At 51.4% G+C, this 17,377-nt stretch carries 24 protein-coding genes; 9 read left to right on the top strand and 15 right to left on the bottom strand.

The features are described 5' to 3' along the window. Positions 1-90 precede the first annotated feature (90 nt). The 8 genes from ACLD11_RS04140 to ACLD11_RS04105 all read right to left on the bottom strand — a co-directional run bounded on the left by ACLD11_RS04140 (position 91) and on the right by ACLD11_RS04105 (position 4,013). Complete coding sequence (locus ACLD11_RS04140; protein ID WP_094882248.1) at positions 91-270, bottom strand: DUF1187 family protein; 180 nt, start codon at positions 268-270, stop codon at positions 91-93. Further along, positions 258-1,100 (bottom strand): DNA adenine methylase, encoded by an 843-nt coding sequence (locus ACLD11_RS04135; protein ID WP_000006438.1) that lies wholly within the window; start codon positions 1,098-1,100, stop codon positions 258-260. Before ACLD11_RS04135 ends, ACLD11_RS04140 begins: the two co-directional genes overlap by 13 nt. Beyond that, positions 1,097-1,330 carry a hypothetical protein gene (locus ACLD11_RS04130; RefSeq protein ID WP_000070065.1) on the bottom strand — a complete coding sequence of 78 codons (234 nt, stop codon included), beginning with the start codon at positions 1,328-1,330 and terminating at the stop codon, positions 1,097-1,099. The genes ACLD11_RS04135 and ACLD11_RS04130 overlap by 4 nt, the downstream gene beginning before the upstream one ends. Further along, the gene (locus tag ACLD11_RS04125; RefSeq protein WP_411014573.1) at positions 1,327-1,800 is read right to left on the bottom strand and encodes a hypothetical protein; all 474 of its coding nucleotides are present in this window, start codon (positions 1,798-1,800) and stop codon (positions 1,327-1,329) included. The genes ACLD11_RS04130 and ACLD11_RS04125 overlap by 4 nt, the downstream gene beginning before the upstream one ends. A 13-nt stretch (positions 1,801-1,813) precedes the next feature. Next, positions 1,814-2,509 carry a replication protein P gene (locus ACLD11_RS04120; RefSeq protein ID WP_411014572.1) on the bottom strand — a complete coding sequence of 232 codons (696 nt, stop codon included), beginning with the start codon at positions 2,507-2,509 and terminating at the stop codon, positions 1,814-1,816. After that, positions 2,506-3,342 (bottom strand): replication protein, encoded by an 837-nt coding sequence (locus ACLD11_RS04115; protein ID WP_411014571.1) that lies wholly within the window; start codon positions 3,340-3,342, stop codon positions 2,506-2,508. Before ACLD11_RS04115 ends, ACLD11_RS04120 begins: the two co-directional genes overlap by 4 nt. 91 nt (positions 3,343-3,433) lie before the next feature. Continuing rightward, positions 3,434-3,808 carry a CII family transcriptional regulator gene (locus ACLD11_RS04110; RefSeq protein WP_001574095.1) on the bottom strand — a complete coding sequence of 125 codons (375 nt, stop codon included), beginning with the start codon at positions 3,806-3,808 and terminating at the stop codon, positions 3,434-3,436. Next, positions 3,774-4,013, bottom strand: a complete 240-nt coding sequence (locus ACLD11_RS04105) for a helix-turn-helix domain-containing protein (protein ID WP_000370145.1) — start codon at positions 4,011-4,013, stop codon at positions 3,774-3,776. Before ACLD11_RS04105 ends, ACLD11_RS04110 begins: the two co-directional genes overlap by 35 nt. Before the next feature lie 119 nt (positions 4,014-4,132). On the opposite strand from ACLD11_RS04105, the gene ACLD11_RS04100 reads away from it, so the two are divergent. The 8 genes from ACLD11_RS04100 to xis all read left to right on the top strand — a co-directional run bounded on the left by ACLD11_RS04100 (position 4,133) and on the right by xis (position 10,157). Beyond that, positions 4,133-4,543 carry a helix-turn-helix domain-containing protein gene (locus ACLD11_RS04100; RefSeq protein WP_001038966.1) on the top strand — a complete coding sequence of 137 codons (411 nt, stop codon included), beginning with the start codon at positions 4,133-4,135 and terminating at the stop codon, positions 4,541-4,543. 49 nt (positions 4,544-4,592) lie between these two features. Next, complete coding sequence (locus ACLD11_RS04095) at positions 4,593-4,853, top strand: hypothetical protein (protein ID WP_077910937.1); 261 nt, start codon at positions 4,593-4,595, stop codon at positions 4,851-4,853. After that, positions 4,846-5,004, top strand: coding sequence for a YdaE family protein (locus ACLD11_RS04090; protein ID WP_000917563.1), 159 nt, complete (start codon positions 4,846-4,848; stop codon positions 5,002-5,004). Before ACLD11_RS04095 ends, ACLD11_RS04090 begins: the two co-directional genes overlap by 8 nt. Positions 5,005-5,025: 21 nt before the next feature. After that, positions 5,026-5,376: a hypothetical protein gene (locus tag ACLD11_RS04085; protein WP_023239959.1), complete on the top strand. Its 351-nt coding sequence runs from the start codon at positions 5,026-5,028 to the stop codon at positions 5,374-5,376. Positions 5,377-5,502: 126 nt separating this feature from the next. Further along, positions 5,503-8,430 (top strand): RecE family exodeoxyribonuclease, encoded by a 2,928-nt coding sequence (locus ACLD11_RS04080; RefSeq protein ID WP_411014570.1) that lies wholly within the window; start codon positions 5,503-5,505, stop codon positions 8,428-8,430. Beyond that, complete coding sequence (locus ACLD11_RS04075) at positions 8,393-9,550, top strand: RecT family recombinase (RefSeq protein ID WP_001539618.1); 1,158 nt, start codon at positions 8,393-8,395, stop codon at positions 9,548-9,550. The genes ACLD11_RS04080 and ACLD11_RS04075 overlap by 38 nt, the downstream gene beginning before the upstream one ends. Before the next feature lie 42 nt (positions 9,551-9,592). Next, positions 9,593-9,832, top strand: a complete 240-nt coding sequence (locus ACLD11_RS04070) for a DUF4060 family protein (protein WP_001237031.1) — start codon at positions 9,593-9,595, stop codon at positions 9,830-9,832. A 40-nt stretch (positions 9,833-9,872) separates the two neighbouring features. After that, positions 9,873-10,157 carry an excisionase Xis gene (xis, locus tag ACLD11_RS04065; protein ID WP_001670787.1) on the top strand — a complete coding sequence of 95 codons (285 nt, stop codon included), beginning with the start codon at positions 9,873-9,875 and terminating at the stop codon, positions 10,155-10,157. Here xis and ACLD11_RS04060 read toward each other — a convergent pair. The 6 genes from ACLD11_RS04060 to rseD form a co-directional block, all read right to left on the bottom strand. Then, positions 10,135-11,364: a tyrosine-type recombinase/integrase gene (locus ACLD11_RS04060; RefSeq protein WP_094894942.1), complete on the bottom strand. Its 1,230-nt coding sequence runs from the start codon at positions 11,362-11,364 to the stop codon at positions 10,135-10,137. The genes xis and ACLD11_RS04060 overlap by 23 nt on opposite strands. A gap of 497 nt (positions 11,365-11,861) precedes the next feature. Further along, on the bottom strand, positions 11,862-12,341 hold the full coding sequence (rseC, locus tag ACLD11_RS04055) for a SoxR-reducing system protein RseC (RefSeq protein WP_183058991.1): 480 nt from the start codon (positions 12,339-12,341) through the stop codon (positions 11,862-11,864). After that, entirely contained in the window at positions 12,338-13,294 is a 957-nt protein-coding gene (gene rseB, locus ACLD11_RS04050) for a sigma-E factor regulatory protein RseB (RefSeq protein WP_000812021.1), read from the bottom strand. Before rseB ends, rseC begins: the two co-directional genes overlap by 4 nt. Then, positions 13,294-13,944 carry an anti-sigma-E factor RseA gene (rseA, locus tag ACLD11_RS04045; protein WP_001168374.1) on the bottom strand — a complete coding sequence of 217 codons (651 nt, stop codon included), beginning with the start codon at positions 13,942-13,944 and terminating at the stop codon, positions 13,294-13,296. Before rseA ends, rseB begins: the two co-directional genes overlap by 1 nt. 31 nt (positions 13,945-13,975) lie before the next feature. Next, complete coding sequence (gene rpoE, locus ACLD11_RS04040; RefSeq protein WP_000003307.1) at positions 13,976-14,551, bottom strand: RNA polymerase sigma factor RpoE; 576 nt, start codon at positions 14,549-14,551, stop codon at positions 13,976-13,978. Beyond that, entirely contained in the window at positions 14,548-14,712 is a 165-nt protein-coding gene (gene rseD / locus ACLD11_RS04035) for a rpoE leader peptide RseD (RefSeq protein ID WP_014344135.1), read from the bottom strand. The genes rpoE and rseD overlap by 4 nt, the downstream gene beginning before the upstream one ends. A gap of 263 nt (positions 14,713-14,975) precedes the next feature. Here rseD and nadB point away from each other — a divergent pair, with 263 nt between their 5' ends. After that, positions 14,976-16,598, top strand: coding sequence for an L-aspartate oxidase (gene nadB, locus ACLD11_RS04030; RefSeq protein ID WP_411014569.1), 1,623 nt, complete (start codon positions 14,976-14,978; stop codon positions 16,596-16,598). On the opposite strand, the gene trmN is transcribed toward nadB, so the two are convergent. Continuing rightward, positions 16,583-17,320, bottom strand: coding sequence for a tRNA(1)(Val) (adenine(37)-N(6))-methyltransferase TrmN (gene trmN / locus ACLD11_RS04025; protein WP_411014568.1), 738 nt, complete (start codon positions 17,318-17,320; stop codon positions 16,583-16,585). The two genes, nadB and trmN, sit on opposite strands and share 16 nt — an antisense overlap. Between the last annotated feature and the right edge of the window lie 57 nt (positions 17,321-17,377).

The following is a 17,377-nucleotide window of genomic DNA, read 5'->3' as shown; positions in this document are numbered from 1 at the left end:
ACCTTGTATAATTCAGGTTGTACGAATCCCGCCGCGTGAGCGGTGTTTAAAATCGTTTTTACGGTTAATTAATTATTCAACAGGCGATCTTTATTCCTTAATACATTTAAACTCTTCCAGCGTGACTTTCTCTTCGCGTGATTTTCCGGCTTCAGTTCTGCCGGTCAGCATTTTTTCACACTCGGCTTTATTCATTTTTTTGTCAGAAAAACGAACCCAGTTTGTCGGGGAATTACCCGGCTTTTTGACGATGGCGGTTATTTTGTACATGGCCCGGTCTCCTTTTTCTGTGCTGCCGGATTAATCCACAGGCATTCTGTGCGCTGTACTGAACCCGCCCGGCCATTAGCAGACGTGGTTCTTGTAATACATTTCCAGTCTGATAAAGCATCGTTATAAAGTTTGCTGTCGTAGCCACAGACAATAACCATGCCGCTTAACTGTCTGAGGCAATCCAGCAGGGTGATGTGTTCCGCATCAGTCATTTCGAAGCGGTAGGCGCTGTTTTTTGCTACTTCGACACGCGTATCGTGTATGTAAGGCGGATCAACAAAATGCAGCGTTGAAGGTGTATCGTGGTCTTTCATGCATGTTACAGCGTCGCGGTTCTCGACAAGTACCCCAGTAAAACGGCTGGCCACCGCCGCCAGGTTATCAGGCTGACGTGCCCAGATAGCCTGAGCAGTCGCGCTGTTACGCCGGGTATCGAGGCGGAAACCAGTTTTGCCCTTTGTGGCACCTGCGCTGCCGAAGCCCATCGTTGCCCGAACAACCAGACGGCGGGCCCGTTCTACCGGGTCTTCGCTATGTCCATAAGCATGGGTAAATTCCTCGCGTGAATACGGTGTAAGGGCGCACGCAGCGATAAGTGCCTGACTGCTTTCAGGGTTACGAAGCACGCGGAACAGATTTACCACATCGCCATCAAGGTCGTTATAGACTTCCGCTTCTGATGGCTCTTTTTTCAGTAACACTGATGCGCCGCCGCCGAATGGTTCCACGTAGCAGCGGTGTGCCGGAAAACGGCTAATAATCCAGGATGCCAGCCGGAATTTACCGCCGTGATAACGGATCGCCGGATGTTTGATAGCAAAGCTCATTGTCCTGCCTCCTCAAAAATGACTTCACCATCCAGACCACCGACCTGATACAGGATCGAACCATCCTCCCGGTACTGAATCGGAGAAGCGCTCCAGTCCTCACCGTTTGGTTGGTTATCATCACCAAACTGTGCAAAACCACCGGCAACCCTGCGAGCTTCGTAAATCTTGCCTTCAGTCCACCAGCCTTCTGTATCTTTGAGGCATTTGATAAAAAATGGATTGCTCATGCTGCACCGCCTTTGCGAAGTTGGGCGGCGAACTCGCAAACTGTTACACCGCCTTCTTCTGTGTAATCTGCTGACGAGATATGCAGACCATGAACAATGCTGCCGTCGTCTCGTTGAATGTTGCCAACCCACAGCAGTCCGTCAGTAAAATCACCGTACCCGGATTCATGACCGTCACCACATTGTGAACAAATTAACTCAATGTCCGATGGCTCAAGGAAAATTTGTTGAGGGACAAGCACGTAACCATCAGGGATTGCACTTTCCCGCACCTCAGCCAGAAAAGCGTCAGTGGCTGGGGTCTCCATTGCATCCAGTGCGCGGACACGGTGGTTTCTCTCAAGTACTGCTGCGTCAGGCTGGAGGATGTCGTTAAGTGCAGACTTCAGTGCCGCATTCTCCGCAGCCAGCGCATTACGTTCTGCAAGCTGATTCATGGTTAATCCATCAGTTATTCCACGCTCTTTCATTTGGTTGCTCCTGTTAAATCAGACCGGCGTCTTTGCGTTGTTTGTATTTCGCCATTAACATCTCGGCTGGCGTTGGACCGCGATCCCGCGACGGCGCGGATAAAGCGCGACGAACAGGCGGTATGGGTTTACCTGCAAGAGCTCGCTTTTCCCAGTCATGCAGGATGTCGCCAGCGGCCCGGATAAGTTCCTTTTCACTTAATTGCCCCTCAGTTCCACGGCGGCGCAGCTCCAGGCAGACGTGGTAATACAGCGGATTTTTATCTCTCCAGGGGAACTGCTCACTGGTCGGATAACGGAAAACCAGCTTTCTCCAACGCCAGTATTCGTCCATGATGTCGTCAACACTGACCCCTAGTGCTCCACTCCCCTCACGGCACCACGAAATAAACTGACCTGGCGACGGCCAGAACGGAGACTGGCTGGAACGGGCTTTCTGCATTCCGGCGGATAGCTGCTTGCGGGTGCGGATGCCATTTTCTGAAAATGCCGCTATCCATTGCTGCTTAGCTACTCGCTCGTCAGCATCGGAGCGGAGATTGGTTTGCGTCGCGGCCGGGAAAATCTGCTTCAGTTGCATGAACAGCGCGTCAACAAGGCGCTCAGCGTCTGAATTCACAACCCGGCCATGCTCAGGGTTACCCCTGGCTATGCTTGCCATCGCTGCGCCATCCCGATTGTTTATTGCGCGGTAGAGTTCAGGTTTCATAGGAAATCCCTCCATGCATCCGGGCTGTTCCAGTGGATACTTTCCTGATCGGTATCTCTGCTGCGCTTCGCCTGTCCGTCAGGTTCGAACAGACCCTGCCAGCCATTCGCAATACTGCGGTTAATAATTTCTTCAGGTGTGTATCCGTTCAGCCTGCAGCGGTCGAGCAGGTTGATAGCCTGCGTCACGGTCTGCTGAGACTTGATCGGCTTTTTCAGGTCACGGCGGTATTCAACCCATGAAGACCAGGTGATCGAAGACAGCCAGTCAGGCAACTGAACACTTGATGCATCGAACGAAACCGCCCGGGGGGGTTTAGGGGGTTTATTACTATTGTCTTTACTGTCTTTTGTAATAGTGTCTTTTGTGTTTACCTGATTTGGGTAATAGCCGTTACCTGATTCGGGTAAACTTTTCTTACCTGATTCAGGTAAATTTACCTTTTTCAGGTAAGGTTTTTTTTCTGTACCTTTTACAGGTAAAGATGACCATTCGCTGACCGTTTTATTAATCCCGATAACACGACCGGTTTGAGTTAATATCCCCCGCTTAACCAGGGCGCTTTTTGCAGCTGAGCACTTATGAGGGAGAATGCCGGTCAGCTTCGAGATCTGCTCGTTACTGACCCAGTCAGATTTCTTATTGAAGCCGTATGTTTTGCGCATGACAGCCATGAACACCAAAAGCTGATGCTGCGACAAACCTGCATGCATTACAGCCTCAAGGATCTCATTGGCGATGCGCGTAAACCCATCATCGAGATCTGCCACGCGCGGCTCCTTATGTGCCACGTCAGGCACAGGAAAATTGATTACTTCGGCAGTGTTTGCCATAATTACTCCTGTGAATTGATCCAGTTAATTCCACCAGAAAGCCGTTGGTGACCCCTCACCGCGGCTTTCGCCTTTTTGGTTGCTGCCATTTTCAGTCCCACCCCAGCGCATCCGGCCTGGCTCGTTCAGCCTTTAGCCCGGCATCAGCGAGAATCTCTACGGCTGTGAGATAGTTTCTGGATACCAGTACCGCTTCCGGTGGCGCGGCCTGAATCCCAAGAAAAGCCAGCTCTTTCGCCATGTTGCAGAAATATCCCTCAGCTTTACGCCTGCTGACTGTCGACTCGCTGATGCCCATATGCTCGGCGTATGATTTCTGCCCTACTGATGCAAGCCGGTTGAGCAGGACGCTCTCTATCTCAATCGGGTTGATTTCTGGTGGGTCTAACTTTCGTGCAATTGCGTTCTCCATGGGTAAATATCCTCTATGGTTATTTGGCTGATGCCTCTTGGCTTGGTAAGCCATCGGTTGGGTTTGGGTATGCTGCTGGGTCAATCTCGTGAGGAGTGACTTTCCATTCAAGAATTTCACATAACGGCAGGATGCGACGGGGAGGAATTACTCCTTTTCTCAGCCACTTGCCTACAGCTTGAGACGAGATACCAAAATGTTCGCCGATGCTCATTTGAGTCATGTGGTTACTGATTTTGATTTTTAATTGGTTGTCCATTTGGCTCTCCAGTTCTACGAGTTGGTAGCTGGAGATTATCACGTAAAACTTTAGGTTCCAACAAAAATCAATCTAATAGTTCCAATGAATAAAGAAACTGAAGGTTGTAAAATGTGAATATGAACAAAAATCTTCATCCCATTTTCGCCAAGCGTATCCAGCAAGTTCTGGATGAGAACGGCTGGTCTATGGCTGACCTCTCACGGCGCGTAATGCTTTCTCACACATCTGTGAGAAAGTGGGCCTCTGGCACGTCTGTAGCCAGCGGAGAGCGCTTGAAAAGGTTATCGGCGGTGACCGGAAGGCCTGAATATTGGTTCTTCATGGAGCCAGGGGATGAAAGTGAAGGCGAAAGGGCTGAACCTAAACCCAGAGTCCTTGATGAAAAAGAAGAAACATTGCTTTCTCTTTTCAATCAACTCCCGGAAGCAGAGAAACTGCGTGTTATCCTCCATACAAAAGCAGTCCTCCAAGAGATGGATCTGCTGAAGAACAACGTTTTTGATCTAATTAACGACCTCAAAAAATAGAACCAAAGAACTCATCCATACAGGTAGCACCTCTTTAGGTGCTATTTTTATGCCCCAAGATAGAACCTTTAGTTGCACTTTTTGCTTTACAAATCGAACCTTTGGTTTTATTGTTAGTTTCATCGACAACAAGCGCATCGTTGTCAGGTGTAAAACGTTCCGCTGGCCGGCGATAAGGCAAACGAGGGTGAGAATGATTGATTTCGCACGTAAACCAGCTCGACAGCAGGCCGTCCCGCTCAACCGGATTGAGGTTTTAATCCGCCGCCTCTGCTACCTGCTGGCGCAGAAAGGAGATCCGGATGCTTAAACAATGCGGTTACTGCCGCAAATCCATTGATGAAGGCAAAGAAGTAAAAAACACCCTTCTCTATCGCAACGGCTCGCAACTGGCGCGCAAAGAAAAGGAATATTGTTCCAGGCAGTGCGCTGAATACGACCAGATGGCGCACGAAAGTTAAATAGTAGTTCCGAAATATGAAATGAAAAATTCGCCATTAATTTGGCGTGGCTTCATACACCCTGAATTTAAGACTGGAGAAATTATGGAAATCGTAAAAATCGAAATGAACCTGAAAGCAGTTAATAAGAGCATTGCTTTATTCAATTGCGAAAAGAAAGTCTCAGGCGTTATTCACTCAAATTCAACTGGCGAAACTACTGTGATTCTCGACGGTGGATATGTACTCGGAAAGTTCGACTGTCCTCATTGTGCTGTAGAAGCCATTTCGCTGCTCACAGTCAAGGTAAGTGATGGAGAACAAGCAGGGTTTGGTAATTACCGAAGTTACAAGCTTGATTACTCAGAAAAATTTTATCAGACCATCCATTAAGAAAACGCCCACCGAAGCGGGCGTGCCCTGTCCGGTCCAACCGACCAAAGCGTACCGGACATAACAACCTGATATATCGGGGTGCTGTTAAGGCACCTCCATTCTACACGAATCGAGGATAAAGTAATGAGTGGAACTAATCCTGTATTTTTAGTCCGCAGAGCAAAAAAGCAATCCGGTAATAAAGATGCGGTGCTCTGGTGCAGCGATGATTTTGAGGCTGCAAATGCAACGCTGGATTATTTGTTGATTAAAACCGGCGCAAAGCTGAAAGATTATTTTAAAGCTGTTGCCACTAATTTCCCTGTCGTTAACGAGTTGCCCCCAGAAGGCGAACTGAGCCTCACTTTCTGCGATTACTATCAACTCGCTAAAGACAATATGACCTGGACGCAAATCCCCGGCGTCACCCTGCCATCATCTGAAGCCGCCGCCGCGGCGCGCCAGCATATCGTCGACGGTGTTGATACCGAAACAGGCGAAGTGCTGGAAGACCATACCGAAAATTTTGGTAACGAAAGCAACAGCCCTGCCCAGGCAACAGCTCCAGCCCCCGAGCTGACTGTTGTCGCAACTATGCCTCTCCGTCACCGCGTTCTTGCTCAGTACATAGGTGAAGGTGAGTATCTTTATCACGTCGACGCCTCCCAGAAAAAAGAAATTCTGCGTCTCGAAATGGACACCGATAATTCATATGTCCAGAACCTGCTGCTTGCCGCCGAGAATGTTGAAGCGTTCAAGAAAGCCATTGAACATGACATTCACAAAATAGTGAATGCCGTTAAAAAAGTATTCCCTGTCGATGGAAAAACTCCTGAACTGGCGACTGTTATCCAGTTCCTTAAAACATGGTTCGAGACGGAGCATATCGATCGCGGTTTGCTCGTTAAGGAGTGGGCGAAAGGCAACCGTGTATCGGCTATTCAACGCACTGAAAGCGGCGCCAACGCTGGCGGTGGCAATAAGACTGACCGTAACCCTGATTACGAACACACTCTCGATACTCTGGACGTAGAGATTGCAATGGCCACTTTGCCTATGGACTTTAATATCTATGAGCTACCTGGCAGCGTTTACCGTCGCGCAAAAGAAATCGTAAAGAAAAAGGAAAGTCCGTTCAAAGAATGGTCCGCAGCACTTCGCGCAACGCACGGTATCCTGGATTATTCCCGCGCCGCTATTTTCGCGCTGATCCGAAGCGCACACCCTGAGTTTTATCACTACCCCGGACGCCTTCAGGGGTATATCAACGCCAACTTAACGGAGACTGATCACGAGAACCCCACCGAGGAAGCTCTCACGGCTGCCCGACACACTCCGGAAAAAGACGCGGTAGAAGAAGCCAACCGACAGCTTGCCGCCGCGCGCGGTGAATATGTGGAAGGCATCAGCGACCCGAACGACCCAAAATGGGTGAAAACCGGGACAAGCCAGCCGACCACCGAACCTGAACTGGTTAAAAATGTTGGCAACGGTATTTTCGACGTGTCCGCTTTAATGCAGAACTCATCAACTCATGGCACAGAAACGAATCCGGAGACCACCAGCAATGTGCAGGTTCAAAAAGCTGACAGTGATGAAAAACAGGCTGGTGATGCGGTGCAGGCAGGCGAAGGCGATCTGGGTACTGGTAAAGAAGCAGTTACCGTAGAGAACCAGAATCAGGCTGAGACGCACCAGAACAACGATTCTGTGAGCCAATCTGAACCTGAGGCGCAACAAAACGTACCGGAATCGCAACAAGAAGAGCCAGAAGCAGCCTGGCCGGAATACTTCGAGCCGGGCCGCTATGAAGGTGTACCAAACGAGGTTTACCACGCCGCCAACGGGATCAGCTCAACTCAGGTGAAAGATGCTCGCGTGTCGCTGATGTACTTTAACGCGCGTCACGTAGAGAAGACTATCGTCAAAGAGCGCTCTCCAGTGCTTGATATGGGCAACCTGGTACATGCTCTGGCTCTACAGCCGGAAAACCTCGAAGCGGAGTTCAGCGTAGAGCCGGAGATCCCTGAGGGTGCTTTCACCACCACCGCCACCCTGCGCGAGTTCATCGACGCGCACAACGCCAGCCTGCCAGCGCTGCTGAGTGCTGACGATATCAAAGCGCTGCTGGAAGAGTACAACGCCACCCTGCCGTCGCAGATGCCGCTTGGAGCTTCGGTAGATGAAACCTATGCATCGTATGAGCAGCTTCCCGAAGAATTCCAGCGCATTGAAAACGGCACCAAACATACAGCCACGGCGATGAAAGCCTGCATCAAAGAGTACAACGCCACCCTGCCCGCGCCGGTTAAAACCAGCGGCAGCCGTGACGCGCTGTTGGAGCAACTGGCAATAATCAACCCTGACCTGGTCGCTCAGGAAGCGCAAAAATCGTCGCCGTTGAAAGTCTCTGGCACGAAGGCCGATCTGATTCAGGCCGTGAAATCAGTCAACCCGGCAGCGGTATTCGCCGACGAATTGCTGGATGCGTGGCGGGAGAACACCGAAGGGAAAGTGCTGGTCACCCGCCAACAGCTCAGCACCGCGCTGAACATTCAGAAAGCCCTGCTGGAGCACCCGACCGCCGGCAAATTGCTGACTCACCCAAGCCGCGCTGTCGAGGTGAGCTATTTTGGGATTGATGAGGAAACCGGGTTGGAAGTTCGGGTACGCCCTGACCTTGAGCTCGATATGGGCGGCCTGCGCATTGGCGCCGACCTGAAAACTATCAGCATGTGGAACATCAAGCAGGAAGGCCTGCGTGCGAAGTTGCACCGTGAAATCATCGATCGGGACTATCACCTGAGCGCGGCCATGTACTGCGAAACTGCGGCGCTGGACCAGTTTTTCTGGATTTTCGTCAACAAAGACGAGAACTACCACTGGGTCGCCATCATTGAGGCGTCTACCGAGTTGCTGGAACTTGGCATGCTGGAATACCGCAAAACAATGCGAGCGATAGCAAACGGCTTCGACACTGGTGAATGGCCAGCGCCTATCACAGAAGACTACACCGACGAACTGAACGATTTTGATGTGCGCCGCCTTGAAGCGTTGCGCGTACAGGCATAAGGGGAAAATCATGGAAAACACAAATATTGTTACCACTGAGCAGCAGGCACCAAACACCATTTCTGCCAGTAACGCAATTTTTAACGTTCAGGCACTGGGTCAGTTAACAGCTTTCGCTAACCTGATGGCAGACTCACAGGTGACGGTACCGGCACACCTTGCAGGGAAACCAGCCGACTGTATGGCTATCGTCATGCAGGCTATGCAATGGGGCATGAACCCTTACGCTGTGGCGCAGAAAACACACCTGGTTAACGGTGTTCTTGGTTACGAGGCACAACTGGTCAACGCAGTAATCGCAAGCTCCAGTGCCATTCATGGCCGTTTTCATTACCGCTATGGGGGTGACTGGGAGCGCTGCACCAGGACACAGGAAATCACACGCGATAAAAACGGTAAAAATGGGAAGTACACCGTCACTGAGCGCGTTCGTGGCTGGACGGATGAGGACGAGATCGGCCTGTTCGTTCAGGTTGGTGCCATTCTGCGAGGTGAATCTGAAATCACCTGGGGAGAACCTCTTTACCTCTCCGGCGTTGTTACCCGCAATTCTCCGCTATGGGTTTCAAACCCTAAACAGCAAATTGCTTATCTGGGCGTTAAATATTGGGCTCGCCTGTACTGCCCGGAAGTGATCCTCGGCGTGTACAGCCCTGATGAGGTTGAGCAACGAGAAGAACGCGAGATTAACCCTGCTCCAGTCCAGCGCATGAGCGTACAGGAAATCACCAGCGAGGTTAGCACCAGGACCAGCGCGCAGGAGTCGGCAGCTAACGTTGATGCTGTTGCCGACGATCTTCGCGAACGCATTGATACAGCAAGTTCCGTTGATCAGGCAAAAGCAATCCGTGCGGATATCGAATCACAGAAAGCGTTGCTGGGTACTGCGCTGTTCACCGAATTAAAAAACAAAGCAGTGAAGCGCTATTACCAGGTCGATGCACAGAACAAAGTCGAGGCAGTGATCAACTCAATTCCAAACCCTGGCGAACCGGAAGCCGCAGAGATGTTTGCTAAAGCTGAAAGCACGCTTGGCGCTGCTAAACGTCATCTTGGCGACGAACTGCACGATAAGTACCGCGTCACCCTGGACGATATGAAACCGGAATACATCGGCTAATTGCATCGGGAGGGGTTACGCCCTCCCGCCTGAGGAGGTTTTATGCGCCTTATAAATCGCAGTAAGCAATCGCCATTGGGCCGTCGCGCATGTGATGTTGCACTGGCGGCGCATCATGAAAAGTTCGGCGATTACGGCAGACAAAAGCACGTTACCAATTACACCGTTGTAGTGGATGGCGTAAAGGTGCCTGTTGAAGTAGTTAACCGGGCCACCAGCTACGTAGCCACCGCAATGATCGGCGTCCGGAAACTTAGAAATCTGCCAGCACAGGCAAACTGAATATTAGCGATGGCCCGCTGCGGGGCCACTGGAGAAAACGATGAGCAAAAAAATTAGAGACTTTGAATTGATGAGCACCCGCGAAATTTGCTGCCAGCTCAGGATTTCTTCCAGGACGCTGGAGCGTTACCGTAAGCGACCAAGCGACAACAACCCATTCCCGGAGCCTGACTGTTCATATATGGGTGGCTCCAACAAATGGCTTAAAACCAAAGTCAATGAGTGGCAGGTCAGGGAAATGTCACGACCAACACGCCGTCCAATGTCGCATCTGAATCTGCCCCGTGACAACAAAGGTCGACTCATCCGGTCTGACGTGGCGTGAACTCCAGAACATCGGGCTCGATGATGCTCATCAGTCGGGCCCACCATTTACTATAAGCTTCTCTCATTTCTTCGATATAGGTGTATTTGTCGTACACCGACCACACTCCAGGCAGTTTGTGCCCGAGCATCATCTCAGCAATATGTGGTTCAGTCAGCTCGGAGAAATTCGTTCGCGCAGTTCTGCGTAGATCATGGATCGTAAAGTGCGGAACCTGCTCGTTATAAGCCTTCAGCATGAACTTAACAAGGTTGCTGCTGATGCTCATATGAAAGCCTTCGCTCATCGGCTTGTCTGCATATTTTGAGAAAACAAAACGGCCCGGCGCCAACTCAATGGCTCGTTGTATCAGCGGGAGCATTTCAGGGATGATCGGGCGGATTATCGGCTTCTTACTTTTCCGTCCCGTTTTATGATTTTCCCACGGCACGGTCCAGACGCCTTCCTCAAAATCGAAATGAGAAACTTCAGCCTGACGGAGTTCACCGACCCTGCACGCCCATATCAGAGACAATTTATAAAGGATCTTGTTTCGCTCAATAAGGCGGGAATCCTCAATAGCTCGCCAGACAATCGCAATTTCTTTGCGATCCAGTGTTCTCTCCCCCATTTTCTTCTGAATACCAAAATCACGACCGGACATTTCAGAAAGTGGGTTAACCTCAAGCAACTGGCGCTTCACTGCCCATGAGTAGCACTGCCGACCATTACTAATTACTCGCCGGGTGATCTCAGTGTATCCCTGCGCCAGTCGGTCCAGAACTGTAAGCCAGTTGTGCAGCGTCAACTGATGCGCTGGATACTTACCCAGCTTAGGGAATACATGCAGCTCAAACGAACGCAGTATTTGATCGGATGTTTCTTTCTGAACGCATACCATCGCATGCCATTCTCTGAAAAGTTCCTCGAATGTGTACTGGCTGTTGATTTTAGCTTTATCGAGGCCTTGCCTGATCCGCGGATTTTCTCCACGGGAAAGAATGGCGGCCCACTTAGTTACCTCTTCGCGCGCGGCCTTCAACCCGAATTCAGGGTAACTGCCGATCGTCATCTTGTCCTGCTTACCCAGGAAACGGAATCGGTAGAAAAAAGTGACGGCGCCCTTTTTGGAAATGCGCACCCACAGACCGTCCCGGTCTGCCTTCTCTTCAACTTTATCGCGTTCGCGCCCGAGGCACGACTTTAGATAACTATCTGAAATAGCCATGATTTATCCCTGCATGTGTCCATCAGAACGGAAGATTCTGTGTCCATCATAGGATATGGACGCACTGGTGGACACAAAAACCATGACTCATGATGTCGTAGGTTGACTGTACATGCAACCAGTATCATTTTTGTGAGCGCTTATTTTGCAGGGATCTTGAGAGGATTTTGTCGTAGGTTTGCGGAGGGTGGCGGGGTATCAATTATCGATGTGAGCAATGATCGAAAAGTTACGTATGTTCTTCATAGAGATAAATTATTATGCCTTACGCCTGGTTGACCAGACTTTAGAGGTCGCTGTTCTGAGCTTAACGTCTGTTTTAACTGAAACGCCGCATTCTACACTACAACGCTAAGGCGAGGAAATGTTCATAGTGTAAGGAGAGCGGGAACTGGAAAACGCCTCGCTTTTTTCCTGTAAAACACCGCAACGCAGGAAAAGCGCATGTTTATCGGGACAACAACCCAACGCGGCAGGTGTACCGTTGGGCAAAACGTTTACTGGCGCGTTTCGATTGAGGTAGTTTCGACGCGAACAAGGTCCGGCGGGAGGGCAACGTTTAAAATCACCGGCTGCCAGGCGTCGCGCTCCGCCAGTTTTCGGGAATAGCCGCGGGCAACCATAAAACCGCCCACGCCGCCCAGCACGGCCCCGCTTAATGCGGCAAGGTCAGATCCAAACAGCATCTGAAAAAGCGCCGCACAAAGAAATAGCCCCGCTAAAGGCGACATATAGACCAGCAACGCCGAACCTAAAAGGCTTTTTTCGGCGATGCCCAACTCGACTTTCTGCCCCGGCGCCAGTGGCTCCGCGCTTGGCACAACAAGGGTATGCGTGGTTTGCGGCCCTAATTTATTCAGCACGCGACTGCCGCATCCCGCACGGGAGGCGCAGTTACTGCATGACGCTTTAACGTCGCAGCTCACCACCGCCTGACCATTCTGCCAGGAGACAACGGTTGCCCACTCTTTAATCATTGTACTGCCCTGAATTTGATACTGTCGGCAATGCGCTTCGCCGTTTGCGGCGGAAGCTCGCCGACAATGGTGATTTCCGCGTTGTCGCGAACGCTGCTATAAACCGTTCGGCGCCCGGTACGCAGCATCTGATCGCTGCTGTTTTGCGTCGCCCGGTTCACATTGACGGAAAAGCTAAACAGACCGTCAGAATAAAGCCGCGATTCGATAGGCAGGTTATCCATCGTCGGCAACGGACGACGGCTGCTGGAAACTTCGCTAAAGCCTTGCGGCACCCAGGATGGACTCCAGTTAAATTTCGTTTTTTCGCCACCGGGAACAGAAAGCAGCGGCGGCAGATTCGCCTTCGCCAGCGCCTGCATGTTGCTGCCGATATCCTGACTCACCGTGAACGCAATAACGCGGAACTGCTCCAGCGTCTCGCCATCGCGATCCAGCAGATCAACGCGCATCGGCAGTTTGGTGTCCATGTCCATCCAGACGATATAGCTGTAACGCGTACCATCGCGCGCCACAACGCGGATAACTTCGCACAATCTGTCTGCGATACGGGTGCGTCCGACGGAAATAAAGTCGTAGTAAGGCGCCAGACGCTTGAAATCGGTGTAAATCAGGGAAGGCAGAGAATCGACAATATAATCACCGTTCAGGGTGAACGGCTCAAGGCCCGGTTCAAAATAACTGATTTCATTACCACGCTGTACGACCTCCCGGCGGGGACCGTCCAACTGTAGCAATTGCGCAAGCGGGCGACTATCCAGGCGTGCGTGTCGATAACGCAGAGATTCAACGCCTTGTTTCGTGATGCTGACGAATGACAGCTCGTAATTCAGTGACTGACTGGCGATGTTCATCTGCTGCAATAACGCCCCGGACGCAGGGTCGGCCGAGGCGTTTACTGAGAAGAACAGGCTAGCCGCCACAAGGGACATGGCAAACCAAAGTTGCTTCATTACTGCGATTGCGTTCCTAAAGTTTGGATTCCTGGCACCTGTACCGCGGCTTGCTGGGTTTGCGCCTGCTCAAACTGAAGCTGTTCGGAGTGCAGTCGGCGCTGCAGTTCATAGTCCTGCAACATGGCATTAATGCGACGACGCTGCTCCTGTACCTGCTGTTGCTGACTGCCGACAGGCGCTGCTTCAGAAGGCACTCCCAGACTTACCGGGCTGGCTTTCCCCATCATAGGCAGGGTATTGAAAACCGGCGTTTCAGGTTGTTGGGATGTTTCAGATTGCCCATTATAGTGCTGGACACCGACGATAACTGCAAGTGAAACGCACGCCGCCACGCCCATTTGGGTAAGCTGCGCCGCCCACGGACGCACTTTTTTCCAGAACGGCATTTTCTGCCATTGCTGCGGAGCGGGTTGGGCCTCAGGGATTAATGGCGACACCTGACGTACTGGCTCGTTTTCAATAGCGGCCATCACGCGAGCGGATATATCGAAATGGAGAACGTCAGGCGTATCCCCCCGCATTGAATCGCGGATCAGGTGATAACTCTCCCAGGTTTTCTGCATTTCCGGGTCGTGCGTAAGCGCTTTGAGCAGCTCACTATCCAACGTTTCGCCATCCATCAAAGCGGAAAGTTTTTCTTTCTGCATGCCTAATACCTTTTCCAGTATCCCGCTATCGTCAACGCCTGATAAGCGGTTGAACTTTATTATCAATAGCTTCCCGCGCCCGGAAGATACGTGAACGCACCGTCCCCACCGGACAATCCATGATAGCCGCTATCTCTTCATAGCTCAGGCCATCCAGCTCCCGTAAGGTGATTGCCATACGTAAATCTTCCGGGAGGGACTCAATAGTTCGGAAAACTATCTGTCTCAGTTCTTCTGACAACATTAAGTTCTCAGGGTTCGAAATTTCTTTCAGCGCGCCGCCGCTTTCAAAGTTTTCTGCTTCAATCGCGTCTACATCACTGGAAGGCGGACGACGCCCCTGCGCAACCAGGTAGTTCTTCGCGGTATTGACCGCAATACGATACAACCAGGTATAAAAAGCGCTATCCCCCCGGAAAGAATCCAGCGCGCGATAGGCCTTAATAAATGATTCCTGTACGACATCGGGAACGTCGCCCGATGGCACATAGCGGGAAACCAGACTCGCCACTTTATGCTGGTAGCGCACTACCAGTAAGTTAAAGGCTTTCTGATCTCCCTTCTGGACCCGTTCAACCAGGACCTGGTCCGTTAACTGCTCGCTCATCCGAGGTAATGTCTCCCCAAACCAAATTTCCACGCGCTTTCGAAACGCCACTCCATAAGCCGCACTATGAGCAAGCAACAGGTTAGAGTGTCTATGTTTCGTAAAGTTCCGTTACGCATTTGTTTTTGTTTGTCATGTTGTAGACAGGTCTTATCTTCCATTATAAGTCTACAGATGCTGAACAACGCACTATCTGTACAGAAATGCCCATTTCGTCGTTTGCAGAGTAACCTAACAGCATCTTTATTTCACTACAAAATCTGACGCTAACACCCTGCCCTATAAAATATTTTTTGCCGTTTATCTCTCGCCGTATTTTTATTTTATGTTTAATAAGTACAACACCTTTGAAATCATCACGTGCTTTTTAGCGCCATATAGTGCTAATCTGCCGCAACCATGTTTAGTAAATTAAACAAGAACCATGATGACAACTCCTGAACTGTCCTGTGATGTGTTAATTATCGGCAGCGGCGCGGCCGGACTCTCGCTGGCGCTGCGTCTGGCTGAAAAACATAAGATTATCGTCCTGAGTAAAGGGCCGGTGAGCGAGGGCTCCACGTTTTATGCGCAGGGCGGTATTGCCGCCGTGTTTGATGAAACCGACAGTATTGCGTCACATGTCGAAGATACGCTGATTGCCGGCGCCGGAATTTGCGATCGCCACGCGGTGGAGTTTGTCGCCAGCAACGCTCGTACCTGCGTGCAGTGGCTTATCGATCAGGGCGTCCTGTTTGATACGCATGTCCAGCCAAACGGCAAGGAGAGCTATCATCTCACGCGTGAAGGCGGCCATAGCCATCGCCGTATCCTTCATGCCGCTGACGCTACCGGAAAGGAAGTCGAAACCACGTTGGTCAGTCGGGCGCAAAATCATCCTAATATTCAGGTGCTGGAACGCAGCAACGCCGTTGATTTAATTATCTCCGATAAAATGGGTCTGCCGGGGCCTCGCCGGGTCGTCGGCGCCTGGATCTGGAATCGCAATAAAGAGTGGGTTGAAACCTGTCATGCGAAGTCGGTGGTGCTGGCGACCGGCGGCGCCTCAAAGGTGTATCAATATACCACTAACCCGGATATTTCCTCCGGCGACGGTATCGCGATGGCCTGGCGCGCAGGCTGTCGGGTCGCTAATCTGGAATTTAACCAGTTTCATCCCACCGCCCTTTATCACCCGCAGGCGCGTAATTTTCTCCTTACCGAAGCGCTGCGCGGCGAAGGCGCATACCTTAAACGTCCGGACGGTTCACGGTTTATGCCGGACGTTGACGAACGCGGGGAACTGGCGCCGCGCGATATTGTCGCCCGCGCCATTGACCATGAGATGAAACGACTCGGCGCAGACTGTATGTTTCTCGATATCAGCCACAAGCCTGACGATTTTGTCCGCCAGCACTTCCCGATGATCTATGCGAAACTGCTCGATTTGGGGATGGATTTAACCAAAGAACTGATTCCCATTGTTCCTGCCGCGCACTATACCTGCGGCGGCGTGGTCGTCGATGATTATGGTCGTACCGATGTAGACGGCTTATATGCCATTGGCGAAGTCAGTTACACCGGCCTGCACGGCGCTAACCGTATGGCGTCCAACTCGTTGCTGGAATGCTTAGTGTACGGCTGGTCCGCAGCAATGGATATCGACAGGCGAATGCCTTCTGTCCACAGCGTTGACGCCCTTCCCGCCTGGGATGAAAGCCGCGTGGAGAACGCCGATGAGCGGGTGGTGATTCAGCATAACTGGCATGAACTGCGCCTGCTGATGTGGGACTATGTGGGAATTGTGCGCACGACGAAACGGCTGGAGCGCGCCCTACGGCGTATTACTATGTTGCAACAAGAGATTGACGAGTATTACGCCAACTTTCGCGTCTCGAATAATTTACTGGAGCTGCGCAATCTGGTGCAAGTGGCCGAACTGATTGTGCGTTGCGCGATGATGCGTAAAGAGAGCCGGGGGCTGCACTTTACGCTGGATTATCCGCAACAACTGGCTGAATCAGGCCCATCGATCCTTTCGCCGTTAACGCCTCACATAAACAGATAAAATGCCTGGGTCAGCGCCGTATAACTTTCAGAATAATGCTGGTCTGACCCGCGAATGACTAATCTGTCGCTAAAGCACTCCCCGGCTTGTGGGGAGAATGCGAGCAAAACCCGGTGCGGCAAGCACGCTTCGTTTTCCGCAACGTCAGTACGTAGCCGCAAATGCCATCCCATGTTGAGCGCTTGCTGCGTAAAAGCGTTACCTATTTGTTCCGGCAAGACTACGCAAAAAAAGCCATCTTCGGTAATACAATCCGCCGCAATAGCCAATAACGTCTGGTGATCCAGCGTAGCGGTGTAACGCGCCTGCTCCCGCTGCGGCGTGGCGCATTCCACACCGGGTTCGTAATAAGGCGGGTTGCTGATAATAAGATCAAAGCGTACCGTCTGGCGAGGCGCCCAACTCTGAATATCGTCAGTATGCACCGTTATTCGATGCGGCCAGGGAGAGTGAGCCACGTTTTCCTGCGCTTGCATGGCAGCCCCGGCATCCAGTTCCACGGCGTCAATAGGCACATTGTCATCCGTCCGCTGCGCCAGCATTAACGCCAGCAGACCGCTTCCAGTACCGATATCCAGAATTCGCTTTACATCCGCGACCGGCGCCCACGCCCCGAGTAAAATACCGTCAGTTCCCACTTTCATCGCACACCGATCGTGTGCGACAAAAAACTGTTTAAACGTAAATCCATTACGACGAAGAACGGAGCCAGACTGAGACATGTAAAAACAACCTTGCAAAAAAACGGCGACAGCGCCGAGTGAAAACAATACCTGAGA

Origin of the sequence: Salmonella sp. 741265116_PST (assembly GCF_046567715.1) — a bacterium.
Lineage (GTDB): Bacteria > Pseudomonadota > Gammaproteobacteria > Enterobacterales > Enterobacteriaceae > Salmonella > Salmonella enterica.
This window is presented reverse-complemented; position numbering and strand designations above follow the sequence as displayed.